This window comes from Asticcacaulis benevestitus DSM 16100 = ATCC BAA-896, from assembly GCF_000376105.1.
In the GTDB taxonomy this organism is placed as follows: Bacteria; Pseudomonadota; Alphaproteobacteria; order Caulobacterales; family Caulobacteraceae; genus Asticcacaulis; species Asticcacaulis benevestitus.
Window position 1 is genome coordinate 17823 of record NZ_AQWM01000040.1, and the last position, 12932, is coordinate 30754.

The following is a 12932-nucleotide window of genomic DNA, read 5'->3' on the forward strand; positions in this document are numbered from 1 at the left end:
GGCAATATGCGTACCCTTTGTGCAAATGCCTATCGGGGACATCATGACCGACTCCAATCTTGAACAGACAATTTCTGACACCGGATACGCCAAGGTTCTGATTAAACTGCAACCCGGCGCAGTCGGCGGTGGCGCGGGTCTCGCGACCTCTGCAGAAGGCTTCGAGCGCTTTCTTCATGAGACCCTGCTTGAGCCCGACCAGGAACAGACCACCCATCTCCGTCACGCCTTTTCTGCGAAAATGACGGGTGGCGCAGACCTTGCCCTGGCCGTCGCCCGCCCTCCCACTGTCAAAATCTATCCTCGCCTCGGCCTGGCAATAGGGTACGCCGACCATAACGCACTGACCGCTTTAGAAGCCAACCCACAGGTGGCAGCCGTCCAAAAAGCGCCGGAACTTTCGCTTATCCGGCCAGTGACCGCCTTAAACGGACGAAAGCGCCTTTCCAAAACCTGGGGCATCACGAAGCTCAAGGCCGACAAACTTTGGCAGGCAGGATATGAAGGCCAAGGCGTCATCATTGGACACCTGGACACGGGTGTCGATGGCTCTCACCCGGCGCTGACGGATGCGATAGCCGCCTTCGCCGAGTTCGATTTCCAGGGCAATCTTGTGCCCGGTGCCACAGCGACGGACAGCGACGAACACGGCACACATACGGCCGGGACCCTGGTAGGGCACGAAACGGCGGTCAGCGGCCCCATCGGCGTTGCTCCTAAAGCCAAGCTGGCCAGCGCTATGGTCATCGAAGGCGGCGACGTTATCAGCCGGATTCTGGCCGGCCTCGAATGGCTCGTCGACCAGAATACCCGCATACTCAGCATGTCCCTGGGGCTGCGAGGATACACGCCCGCCTTTCAGACCGTCATAGATGCCCTTCGCGCCAACAATATCCTCCCTGTCATCGCGGTCGGTAACGAATATGCCAACACAAGCCGTTCGCCGGGCAACTATCCCAACGTCCTGTCAATCGGCGCCATGGCGCCCGATGATACTGTCGCGGATTTTTCCGGCAGCCAGACCTTTAACCGCCCCATCGACCCCATAGTCCCCGACCTCGTGGGCCCGGGAGTCGGTATCTATTCCTCCGTGCCCGGGGGCAAGTTCAAGATCATGGACGGCACCTCTATGGCCACGCCGCACATAGCGGGTTTGGCAGCACTCCTCTTGAGTGCTGTGCCCGAAGCGTCGGCCAACGACCTCGAAGCCGCAATTCAGGACGCGTGCACCCTCCCTGCAACCATGACGCAAGCACGCGCCAACCGCGGATACCCCGATGGCCTTGTGGCGTTGGCCGCCCTGCGCTCCCGTATGGGGCTGCCCCAAACGCCGACTGTCCCGCGCAAGGTCGCAAGGCCACGCAGAAAGGCGTGACGTCTTCTGTTGATCTCTGGAAGCGCAATTCCGGATATGATAAGGTTAGAGGTGGGATCTAGAACATGGGTTACCCTTTGAGGCGCGTAAAATGTCTGAAGTGAACGCCAGTGATCAGTGGTCAAAAAGCGCCGTTGTCTCCCGACTGAAAGACAAATTGCGTCAAGGCCACCCCGTGTCCGTTCAGGTTTTTCTAAATCAGGACTGCGGCGATGTTTCAGGCCTGGCGCAAACGATGGTGGATGACAGCCTGGCACAGGCCGGAATGGCTCCCCAATCGGCGAGTCTGGGGCGGATCTTCAGGCTGGCGAATTCGTTTTCCGTCAGCTCGGACAATCTGCCATTTTTCGAGAGCCTCAGCCGCCGTCCAGAAGTGAAGTCACTGATCGAGTCAGAGCAGTCTGACATCTTCCCAAAGCCGGTCGCTCGCTAAAGCTGATCAGCGGCGTTTAGGGTTAGGGGTTAGGACTTTGCCTACTCAAGACCGTAATCATCCATCCAAGGGGGACGCCATGCGGATTTTCAGTTCAGCCCAGAAGGCCAAGGTTCAGGGTGTCATTGACGCGCATCACAACCTGCTCACCCAAACCCTCGGTTTCGTCGACGCCGAGCCGGGATTTCCTGTCGTCGACGGGCAAGTGCTCAAGGAGCCGGCGATCCTCGTCTTCGTCCGGCACAAGAAACCGCCATCCGAGGTTTTGCCGAAAGATCGGATACCGCGACAACTCGAGGGCTATCCAGTCTACGTCTATCAGGCAGATCCGTTGCGACAGATCCAAGCCGAGAGCAGCGCTTATGAAGACCTTTCCGCCAGCCTGGCCGCGGCCGCCTCAGGCCAAACCTATAAAGGACTAGCCGGCAATCCCATCAATATCGTTGCCAGAGTGACAGCGCCGTTCCTGTGTCACGTCGGCCCGGATGCCGGGTGGCCGGTCCTCAAGCCTTTTCTCGAAGGTGCCAAGAACACGCTCGTCGCAGCTATGTACGACCTCAACGCCGAATATATCGCCAACACCCTGATCGAAGTCGCGGACACTCTAAACGGGACCTTCACCCTGACATGGGACGACGGAATGACAGCCGTCGAAACCGACATCCGCAAAAAGCTGCGCACGGAACTGGGGCCGAAACTCGACGGCTGGATCGTTCATTGTGGTAAGAACAAGCGTTTCGCCAGCGCCTACCATGAAAAAGTGGCCGTCCGGGACGGACGCGCCTTCTGGTTATCCAGCGGCAACTGGAGCCTGAGGAGCCAGCCCAATATCGACCCCGTAGGCATGCCGGCGGATGCGGCGCAGATGTATAGCAAAGGCAATCGCGAGTGGCACGTTATCGTCGATGATGAACCGCTGGCCAAGCTGTTCACGCAGTATATCGAACATGACAAGGCCGGGAGCCAGGCCGAGGATGCCGGCTTGGCCCTCACACCGCCGCCAGCATTCCCCGACATTCTCGTGCCACGCGATGCCTTGCTGGAAAGCTTCGCCCTGGCCGCACCACCAAAGCCCATCGCGCCTCAATACCTGCCCTCTCACCCCCGTGAGGTTGAGGTCAGGCCGCTGCTCACGCCCGACAATTATGTCGGCCACATCACCGACCTGATCGCCGGCGCAAAAACGTCGATCTACCTGCAGTTCGCTTATATTACCTGGTCCGAAGCCGCCAACGACGCCCCGTTCACGCGGATGCTCAAGGTGCTGGCACGGCAAAGCTACGCCCATGGGCTGGATGTGCGCATCATCGTCGGATCGACCGATGCCGCCATAAAGATCGGTAAGCTGGTTGAGGCGGGCTTCAATCCGGCCGTCTTCAAGGTCCAGGCAAATATCCATAACAAGGGCATTATCGTGGATGGCAACGCCGTGCTGGTCAGCAGCGCGAACTGGTCCGGCGATGGTGTGGTCAGGAATCGCGATGCAGGTCTACTGATCCACGACCCCGAAATCGCCCAATATTATCAGTCTGTCTTCCTCGATGATTGGGATTTGCGCGCAAAAGCGAAAATTCCCGACACCACGGCTGCGGTCGTCGCTGCGCCCGATCAACCAACCCCGCCCGGGATGGTGCGCATCTCGTGGGCCGACTATTATGAGTAACCCTGCGAAAGGCCTGCGGCCACGACGCGCGTTATCGCGACAACGCTCCCGAGAATGCACGTCTTGCCATCGAGGGGCGCGGGTCACGTCCCCCCGCGCCGTCCCGTGGCAAGATTCCCTCAGGCCACTGATGGTGCAGACAAGGCCGACACATCAGGTTTGCGCCCAGATGCGCAAACTCATGACCACGCGTGCACCATGACCCTTAATTTGGAAGACAGGTGCCCGATGCCACTACCCATCGCTGGCCAGGTCCTGGTCGAGTTTGCCACCGCCTGCGCCACCGTCGCAACGAAAGAAGAACTGTCGGCCCTTGTGATCAAGACCTATGGACGGCTTGGCTTCGACCAGGTCAATGTGTCCTTGATCAAGGACTACACCTTGCCCCAGGCCGAACTCAAATTTGGATGGGCCAACACCTATGCAACTGACTGGCAAGACTACTATGTCAGAAAAAACTGCATACAGTTCGACCCTGTGGCGCAAATCGCTTACGGGAACGTGAGTCCGTTTTTCTGGTCAGACCTGCCGCGCCTGCTGAACCTGACCTCACGTCAGACCGGCTTTCTCGGTCTGGCAGGGGAAGCCGGACTGAACAATGGCGTTGGTCTGCCCTTCCCGGGTGCCCGGGCGCTTCGCGGCGGGATTGCTCTGGCGACCACCTCTCCCAAAGCCGAACACCTCAGGGACCTTAATCTGCTCTGGTCGATCTCGAGTGTGTTCTACCTCCGCCTCAAGGCGCTTTTGACGCCCCCTGCCCCCTGCACCGGCCAAGCGATAGAACTCACGCAACCAGAGACAGATATACTCATCTTGTCCGCCAAGGGCGAAACCGATCGCAGCATGGCGAGCCAACTGGGCAAAACGGAAAATACCATCAACACCCACCTGCGCCGCATCTATAGAAAACTTGAAGCCCATACACGAATACAGGCGTTTTCCAACGCGCTTAGGCAACATCTCATCGATCTGCCGTAACCAAACTGGCTATTACGCGTCAGACGACCTGACGATCGCGAGTGTCATTCCCGAGGCGAAGCCCATGCGCTTTCGGTGAACGTCGTGCCCCCCCTTGTCGTCCCTGCTTTGCTTTTCGGCCAGCATCACCTGCGACATCAAGCGCATATCGATCGGCGATACCTGGCGGTGCAGATCGCTGACAAAATGGCCCAGCCGGGCGACGCGCTCCCCCCTCCGCAACCCTTCTGAAACTACGCAGAACTTTCTATTTCTACGCTAAACTTTCTATTTCTACGCTCGGCGCCTTCACGGCATTGCCTTTGACACCATAGGCGGCACAGTACAGGTCTCACGCGGAGATGGGTATGGAAGCAACAAAGATACTCTGGGGACAGATCTGCGCCGTCCTGGCAACCGTCTTCCTTATGATCTGGAGCGCCACACAATGGACGGCCTGGCGCCTTGCCTTTCAACCTGAACTTGGCACGCCCTGGCTGCGCGTTGGCGTCTGGCCCGTCTACCCCCCTTTCCAGTTCTTTTTCTGGTGGTTCCACTTCGATGCCTATGCCCCTGGTATCTTCATGGAAGGCGCCTGCCTTGCAGCGGGCGGCGGCATCTTGGCCATCGGCGTGGCTTTAACCCTGTCGGTATGGCGGGCACGCGAGACGAACGCCGCCAAGACCTTCGGATCGGCCGTATGGGCCCATGCAGATGCGATCAGGAGAAACGGACTGCTTAAACCCGACGGGGTCGTGCTCGGCAAGTTCGCAGATGACTACCTCCGACACGACGGCCCCGAACACGTGCTCTGTTTCGCCCCGACCCGCTCCGGCAAGGGCGTGGGCCTGGTTGTACCGACCCTTCTGACCTGGCCAGGGAGCGCCATCATCCACGACATCAAAGGAGAAAACTGGCATCTGACCGCAGGATTTCGCGCCCGACACGGTAGGGTCCTTCGTTTCGACCCCACAGACGTAAGGTCCACGGCCTATAACCCTCTCCTCGAGATCCGCCGTGGTACGTGGGAAGTCCGTGACGTCCAGAATGTCGCCGACGTCCTGGTCGACCCGGAAGGCTCCCTCGAAAAGCGCAATCACTGGGAAAAGACCAGTCACAGCCTGCTGGTCGGCGCCATACTGCATGTCCTTTACGCAGAACCCGAAAAGACCCTGGCAGGCGTTGCCAAGTTTCTGTCCGATCCGAAACGCTCCTTGTCCGCGACCATGGCGGCGATGATGACGACACCCCATCTGGGCGACGCTGGCCCACATCCCGTCATCGCATCAGCAGCGCGTGAATTGCTTAATAAATCGGAGAATGAAAGGTCTGGCGTCTTGTCGACCGCTATGTCCTTTCTTGGCCTCTATCGCGATCCGGTTATCGCCGCCGTCACGAGCCGCTGCGACTGGCGCATTGCGAACCTGGTCGACGACAACGCACCCGTGTCGTTGTATCTGGTGGTGCCGCCGTCCGATATCAGCCGCACCAAACCCCTCATCCGCCTGATCCTCAATCAGGTCGGCCGGCGTCTGACCGAAGACCTGATTGCCCGTAAACGGCATCGCTTGCTGCTGATGCTCGATGAGTTTCCCGCCCTCGGACGCCTGGACTTTTTCGAAAGCGCACTCGCCTTTATGGCCGGGTACGGCATCAAGGCGTTTCTTATCGCCCAAAGCCTCAATCAGATCGAAAAGGCCTACGGCGCAAACAATTCTATTCTCGACAACTGCCATGTTCGGGTCAGCTTCGCCACCAATGATGAGCGGACGGCCAAACGGGTCTCCGATGCGCTCGGTACCGCCACCGAGCGACGGGCGATGAAGAACTATGCCGGTCACCGCCTAAGTCCCTGGCTTGGTCACCTGATGGTGTCACCGTCAGAAACACCACGCCCACTCCTGACACCTGGCGAAGTCATGCAATTGCCGCCCGATGACGAGATCGTCATGGTTGCAGGGCTTGCGCCCATCCGCGCAAAAAAGGCCCGGTACTTCGAGGACGAACGCTTGCAGGAACGGATTAGCCCGCCGCCCGAAAAACCCACCCTGCCGCCAGCCGTCAAAAGTGACTGGAGCGATCCGAAAGCCCCGCCCAAAGACGGGGTGGTCCCCGACGCGAAACCCAGCTCCACGCCTCTTGCCCCCGTCGAATTGCGCAAGGTTCCAGAACTCAGCCCGCCCCCCAAGGAGACCTCGCCTGAAACACTGCCCTTCGATTTTGGTCCGGCCGCCGATGACGTCGAGGATCGCGTCAGACGCTTTCAGAACCTCCAGAAATCCCAACAAACCACAGCCCGTCAAGCCAGCCAGGATCCTGATGACGGCCTAGATCTTTGAGGCAACATGAAAAAAGTTCGCATGACTGTTTATCTTGATCCGAAGGTCTATGACCAGCTGCGTGCCTACGCATCTTCCCGTCGCCAACCTCTTTCGATCATGGCGGAGTCCGCCATAGCGGCCTTCGTCGATCCGGAGCAGCGCGAAATGGCGATGGTGCGAAAGCTCGGAGCGATCGAACGGCAACTGGAACGCTGCCGGCGGGACGCCAACATCTCGTTGGAGGCTTTCATGGTCTATGTCTGGCTCTGGCTTGGGGCCAACCCTCCCTTGCCGGAACAGGCTGCCCTCGCCGCCCGAGCGTCTACGACCAAGCGCTATGACCAATTCATGGAAACTCTTGGCCAGAGATTGGCCAAGGGTGAAGGCGCGCAGTCCCGCTTCACCACCGACCCGCCCGTACGTTAGAGGACATGCGCCAGGCGCTAGGCCTTGAACCGGTCAAGTGCCGTCAAGCGTTTCGTCGTGAGACTAATATCCACGCGACCGTAAATTTCATGGCGCAGATAGTCCATCTCACTCTCGAGCCGCTCGGCATCAATCTCTGTCCACCAGGCTTTTGGCTGCTGTCCCTCGCCACCTGACCAGCGATACCCCCGCGCCTTGAGATCGTCCTTCCTGTCAAAGGGACTGTTCTCAGCCCACAAACGGACCCGATCCCGGCGACTGGCAGTGAGCAGCTCAGCAAATGGGTGGGCCCTATCGCTCTGCCCCCGCCGTAAAACCTCCAGAAGGGCGTAACAGTCGTCTACGGCACGATGACCGTCGTGAAACAGGCCAGATTGATTCAGCAAGTAGCCCAGCTTGGTTCCCTCGAAGCCGCGCTGACGCCAATCAATCTCACTATACGAGCAACACCATGCCCGATCCGAAAAGGCAGGTGTCAAGCGCTCACAAAACGGCCGGTCAAAGCCCGCATTGTGCGCAACAATCAGGTCGGCGCCGGCAATAAAGGCTTCCAGCTCCGCAATCGGGATAAGCTGTCCCTCCACCATTTCGTCCGTAATCCTGGTTAGCTTGGTGATGTCGGGTGGTATCGGTCGAGAGGGCTGCTGCAGCGCACCGAAAGTTCCGACAACATCGCCGATATCGCCCTCGTCCGTAAACCTGAAAGCGACCGCGCCAATCTCGATGACCTCGTCCTCCGCCTTTTTCAGACCCGTGGTTTCGGTATCGACAATGACACCAACGCGCATGAACCCGGCCGTCGTCTCCGCAACGGGCAATGGCGGACGAAGCTTCCGAAGCACCCGGTAGTTGCCGCTGGCTTCCAACACGGCTGCCAGTTCGTCGTGGCTGGACGCGACCACGCCACCTGGCGCGACGGTCGTCTTGGGTTTTTGTGGCTTGGGGGCTTGTGCACCGCCAAACATGTCGAGCTGTGAGGTCATAGTGATTCCGATGTGGAAGGCAGACTACCAAAACGCAAGTCCCCTGCCCAGACACCGTCGTCGCTACCCCTTGCTTGTCATGTCCGCGACTCAGAATACTGTAGGCTCAAAGCGGGGAGTGGGAGTATGGCGACATGTGTGGCAAGAGTGATCGAACGTCTGCGCAACGCAGGATTCAAGATCACCCCCTTACGTAACTCCCCTTCGTGGATGGTCGAAGGGCGCGGCAACATGACCACCGCCCAACTGATCGACCTGGATTCCAAACTGCGTCTGGCAACCGCCCACGCAGCCTAAACTTCGACGATGCACTGCCGTATGCTCGCGTAAGCGCTACTGAACGGACATAGGCCAAAACCAGAGATCGTCGCAGACATGACGACCGGTCACCTCTAGAACGCCCCCCCCTCACTCTTGTCCCGCCCCCCATGTGCGCGGGTCGACTAAACCGCAGTCGCCAACCGACTGGCTCCATTGATGTTGGCAATGTCAGACGCTTTTGCTGGACCGGTCAGATTGTGACAAAGCCCTACAGACGGATTGGCGCCGATCAATACCCCCGGGCATCTGCGTTTAAACCACTATAATTCAACTCATTGAAAACAAAGGCAGGGGCGGGCCATTATAGGCACCGATCTACACATTGAACCGGTCCAGGTTAGCCGAAGGGCGCACAACCATGTGCGGCGGTATTATGCTAGCTTCACGTACCAAGCAGGGCCCTGGTCCCGCAAATGCCGGGTCGTCGCCAAGGTCGAACGGTACCCCGGCGAACTCTTTCCGCGTGTCGCGGTTTATCGTGACCAACCTGTCGCGCAAGCCCAAGCGGGTTGCGGCCCTCTACAATCAACGCGACACGGCGGAGCAGTACATCAAGGAGGGCAAGAACGCGGTAAAATGGACCCGCCTTTCCTACCGAACGATGAAGGCCAATGCGATCCGGCCCCAACTCCATGCCCTGGCTTACAACCTGTCGAACTTCCTAAGCACGCTCGCCTTGCCCGAGGAGATGAAACCCCGATCCCTGACCAGCCTGTGTGAAAAAGTCGTCAAGATCGGCGCCAAATCATAAACCACGCCCGCTATGCCGTCCTCCAATTGGCCGAGGTCGAGGTCCCGCGTCGACGGTTCAACCCAATCCTAAACCTGATCGACGACCTGCGAAGACGGGAGCCTGCCCCATGTTCACGACAAGGACAGCTCTGAACCCCCGCGACCAGCTGTCGGGTCAGGTGCACCCAAAATCGTTGAGAACGGCGCCGATGGAGCCAAACCAGAGCGAGTCAGGGTCTACACTCCCGCGTCTGGGCTTTCCAAGCGCCTTGGTTTGCGGCTATCTTACCGCTATCCGGGCGCCGGTAGGGCGCTCAAATGGGAAATGTCGGATTAAAGTCTTATGAGGTTTCTGAATATGCCTAAGGGCGAACGTATAACCTGGATGGATGCTGCGCGCGGTATCGGCATCGTGCTCGTCGTCCTTGGCCATGTGGAACGGGGTCTTGTCTCGGGCGGTCTGGCGGCCTCCCCCTTCTGGGCTGGTCTTGATTTCACGCTGTATACCTTCCACATGCCGCTGTTTTTTTTGCTGGCGGGTATGAATGTGCCGCGTGGTCTGAGCAAGGGCTGGAAGTCATATGTATCTGGGCGTTTGGTGACGGTCGCCTATCCCTATGTTCTATGGTCGCTGCTGCAGGGTTCGGTCTTGGTCGTCATGTCGGCCTTCACCAACGGCAAGGCGAATTTCAGCGATCTGTTGACCATAGGCTGGAAGCCGATGAGCCAGTTCTGGTTTCTTTATGTGCTGATGTTCGCGCAGATGACGATTATGGTGCTTGACCTGGGCCTTGCACGCCGTCTCGTCGACCGCCCTGTTGTGCTGATCGGCATGGCGGCGGTGAGCCTTGGCGCATGCACCTTTTTCCCGACAGACAGCTTGCCTCAGCAGTTTTTTCATTCCCTGCCTTTTTTGATGCTGGGTATGGCGCTCGTGCCCCATCTGTCGTCTCTTGAAGCGGCGCCATTGATGAAGCAGCCCTGGTTTTTATGGCCTTTGTTCGCCATCGCCTGCTACCTGGCGTCACGCATGGGCACGAATTACAACAGCCTGTGGGTTGTGCCTGCGGCCATAGCGGGAATCGCCGCCACCATTTCGACAGCCCTGATCCTAAAGGGGCGCTGGCTGAGCATCGCCGTTGCGCTTGGAGCGGCATCGATGACCATTTATGTGATGCACATCATGGCAGCGGCCGGTATGCGCATCCTTATGTCGAAGCTGGGCGTTCCTCATATCGGCTGGGTTTATGCCGTAGCATGCACGGTATCGGGCGTTTTGTTGCCATGGGGGGCGCACTTCATTCTGGCGCGACTGGGCCTGCTGCACTGGCTGGGACTGGCGGCACCGAAACGCCGCAAACAGGATGTAGCGCCGGCCTTGTCATGACGGCAGACCTGGCTTTTGGATATACCGCTCATGCCCATGGCCTTGACGAGATCGTCGACGGAGCGCGTCGAGATGCCTTGGACGTAGGCCTCCTGGATAACGGCCGTCAGAGCTTTCTCCGCCATGCGACGAGGCTCCANGAAGCCCGGGAAGTACGTGCCTGTTGAATATCACTCAAAACTGACCCAGTAGGCGGCATAATTATCATCGAGAATTGACCCATGTGAAACTCCCCTCGTTGTCAGACAGCGAGGGCTCTCGGAGTGATAGACATGGCATTATTGAGCGTCATCAGACGCTGGGCATTTCGGGATCGGATACCGATCCGTGAGATATGCCGAAGAACGGGTCTTTCGCGGAACACGATCCGCAAATACCTTAGGTCGGATGTTGTTGAGCCGGCGTTCCAAACGCCCGGCAGGCCTACCAAGTTGGATGCTTATGCCGACAAGCTGGTACACTGGCTGAAGATCGAAGCCGGTAGGTCTCGGAAGCAAAAGCGTACCGTTAAACAGCTTCACGCGGATCTGGTGGCCCTCGGCTATGACGGTTCTTATCCGCGCGTTGCCACGTTCGCGCGCGAATGGAAAGCCAATCGCCTGCGCGAGCAGCAGATGAGTGGGCGCGGGACATTCGTGCCGCTGGCCTTCGAGGCGGGGGAAGCCTTCCAGTTCGACTGGAGTGAAGACTGGGCCGTTATAGGTGGCGAGCGGACCAAGCTTCAGGTGGCTCACTTCAAACTATCTCACAGCCGCGCCTTCATCGTGCGAGCCTATCCTCTGCAGACGCATGAGATGCTGTTCGATGCTCATGTTGAAGCCTTCCGCGTTCTGGGCGGCGTGCCGCGGCGGGGTATCTATGACAATATGAGGACCGCGGTCGATAAGATCGGGGTCGGCAAGGCGCGGCAAGTGAACCTGCGCTTCCAGGCGATGGCCAGCCATTACCTCTTCGATGCCGAGTTCTGCAATCCGGCATCAGGCTGGGAGAAAGGACAGGTCGAGAAGAATGTCCAGGATGCACGCCACCGGCTATGGATACCGATACCCAGCTTCCCGAACCTGGCGGCTTTGAACGTCTGGCTGGAAGAGCGGTGTATCGCATACTGGCGGGAGATTCCGCATGGCGAACTACCAGGGACGATTGCTGACGTCTGGGCGGAAGAGCAGGACTACCTTATGAGGCCCACACGGCCGTTCGACGGCTTCGTCGAGCATACCAAGCGGGTGACGCCAACCTGCCTGATCCATCTGGAGCGTAATCGTTACAGTGTCCCGGCATCGTTCGCCAACCGGCCCGTCAGCGTGCGCGTCTATCCCGATCGCATTGTCATCGCTGCGGAAGGCCAAATTCTATGCGAGCATCCACGGATTATAGATCGCTCACATAGCAACCCAGGTCGCACCGTCTACGACTGGCGTCACTATCTGGCGGTGATCCAGCGCAAACCCGGCGCGCTGCGTAATGGTGCCCCGTTCACTGAGCTGCCGGAATCCTTCCGACGTCTTCAGGGGCATCTCCTCAAACGGCTTGGCGGCGACCGGGAAATGGTCGAGATCCTGGCCCTTGTCCTCCAGCATGACGAGCAGGTCGTGTTGCAGGCTGTCGAGTTGGCGCTGGCCGGTGGCGTGCCGACCAAGACGCATATCCTGAACATCTTACATCGCCTGATCGACGGCACAACGCCGCCGGATACGATCGATGCGCCACAGGCGCTTCGGTTGACGCAAGAACCCTTGGCCAATGTTGAGCGCTACGATGCCTTGCGCGCGGAGGGCCGTCATGCGTCATGATCCTGCCAGCGCCGCCATCATCATCATGCTGCGTGCCCTGAAAATGTACGGCATGGCCCAGGCCGTCGGCGAACTAACCGAACAGGGCTCGCCCGCGTTTGAAAGCGCGATGCCGATCCTGTCACAGCTTCTGAAGGCAGAGACTGCCGAGCGTGAGGTCAGGTCTATTGCCTATCAGATAAAGTCGGCCCGTTTCCCGGCTTACAAGGACCTGTCAGGCTATGACTTCGCCTCTGGTGAGGTCAATGAAGCCCTGGTTCGCCAACTGCACCGCTGCGAGTTTATGGACGGTGCGCACAACGTTGTCCTTATCGGCGGGCCTGGCACCGGCAAAACACATGTCGCCACGGCGCTGGGCGTGCAGGCTGTCGAGCATCACCGAAAGAAGGTTCGCTTCTTCTCGACCATCGAACTGGTCAACCTGCTCGAACAGGAAAAGGCCCAGGGCAAGGTTGGACAGATGGCGGATCGGCTACTTAAGCTCGACATGGTCATCCTTGATGAACTGGGTTACCTGCCCTTCAGCGCGTCAGGTGGCGCC

General features: G+C 58.9%; 11 protein-coding genes and 2 pseudogenes. 11 read left to right on the forward strand and 2 right to left on the reverse strand.

Translation table 11 applies throughout. The features are described 5' to 3' along the window. Nucleotides 1-43 precede the first annotated feature (43 nt). From B060_RS0120570 to B060_RS25395, 6 genes are all read left to right on the forward strand, one after another. A complete protein-coding gene (locus B060_RS0120570) occupies nucleotides 44-1375 on the forward strand; it encodes a S8 family peptidase (protein WP_023447437.1) in 1332 nt (443 codons plus the stop codon). A gap of 91 nt (nucleotides 1376-1466) precedes the next feature. Continuing rightward, a complete protein-coding gene (locus B060_RS0120575) occupies nucleotides 1467-1808 on the forward strand; it encodes a hypothetical protein (RefSeq protein WP_018083704.1) in 342 nt (113 codons plus the stop codon). 79 nt (nucleotides 1809-1887) lie between these two features. Next, on the forward strand, nucleotides 1888-3471 hold the full coding sequence (locus B060_RS0120580) for a phospholipase D-like domain-containing protein (RefSeq protein ID WP_018083705.1): 1584 nt from the start codon (nucleotides 1888-1890) through the stop codon (nucleotides 3469-3471). Between the two features lie 228 nt (nucleotides 3472-3699). Continuing rightward, complete coding sequence (locus B060_RS0120585) at nucleotides 3700-4449, forward strand: helix-turn-helix transcriptional regulator (RefSeq protein ID WP_018083706.1); 750 nt, start codon at nucleotides 3700-3702, stop codon at nucleotides 4447-4449. A 347-nt stretch (nucleotides 4450-4796) separates the two neighbouring features. Continuing rightward, nucleotides 4797-6767 carry a conjugal transfer protein TraG gene (locus tag B060_RS0120595; RefSeq protein WP_026173025.1) on the forward strand — a complete coding sequence of 657 codons (1971 nt, stop codon included), beginning with the start codon at nucleotides 4797-4799 and terminating at the stop codon, nucleotides 6765-6767. 21 nt (nucleotides 6768-6788) lie between these two features. Next, nucleotides 6789-7175: a hypothetical protein gene (locus B060_RS25395; protein WP_018083709.1), complete on the forward strand. Its 387-nt coding sequence runs from the start codon at nucleotides 6789-6791 to the stop codon at nucleotides 7173-7175. Nucleotides 7176-7192: 17 nt separating this feature from the next. On the opposite strand, the gene B060_RS0120605 is transcribed toward B060_RS25395, so the two are convergent. Then, nucleotides 7193-8158: a 3'-5' exonuclease gene (locus tag B060_RS0120605; protein ID WP_018083710.1), complete on the reverse strand. Its 966-nt coding sequence runs from the start codon at nucleotides 8156-8158 to the stop codon at nucleotides 7193-7195. Between the two features lie 126 nt (nucleotides 8159-8284). Between B060_RS0120605 and B060_RS27645 the strand changes: the two genes are divergently transcribed. The 3 genes and pseudogenes from B060_RS27645 (at nucleotide 8285) to B060_RS0120620 (ending at nucleotide 10598) form a co-directional block, all read left to right on the forward strand. After that, nucleotides 8285-8455: a hypothetical protein gene (locus B060_RS27645; RefSeq protein WP_164468328.1), complete on the forward strand. Its 171-nt coding sequence runs from the start codon at nucleotides 8285-8287 to the stop codon at nucleotides 8453-8455. Nucleotides 8456-8839: 384 nt separating this feature from the next. Beyond that, nucleotides 8840-9364, forward strand: a pseudogene (locus B060_RS26820) (transposase); the annotation flags it as partial. Nucleotides 9365-9554: 190 nt separating this feature from the next. Next, the gene (locus B060_RS0120620) at nucleotides 9555-10598 is read left to right on the forward strand and encodes an acyltransferase family protein (protein WP_081606965.1); all 1044 of its coding nucleotides are present in this window, start codon (nucleotides 9555-9557) and stop codon (nucleotides 10596-10598) included. Here the strand turns inward: B060_RS0120620 and B060_RS26825 are convergent. Next, nucleotides 10598-10759: pseudogene (locus tag B060_RS26825) on the reverse strand (transposase); the annotation flags it as partial. The gene B060_RS0120620 and the pseudogene B060_RS26825 sit on opposite strands and share 1 nt — an antisense overlap. Nucleotides 10760-10870: 111 nt before the next feature. Between B060_RS26825 and istA the strand changes: the two are divergent. Beyond that, on the forward strand, nucleotides 10871-12391 hold the full coding sequence (gene istA / locus B060_RS0120630; RefSeq protein ID WP_026173026.1) for an IS21 family transposase: 1521 nt from the start codon (nucleotides 10871-10873) through the stop codon (nucleotides 12389-12391). After that, a partial coding sequence (locus B060_RS0120635) for an ATP-binding protein (protein WP_018083715.1) occupies nucleotides 12381-12932 on the forward strand: 552 nt, incomplete at its 3' end. The genes istA and B060_RS0120635, both read left to right, overlap by 11 nt.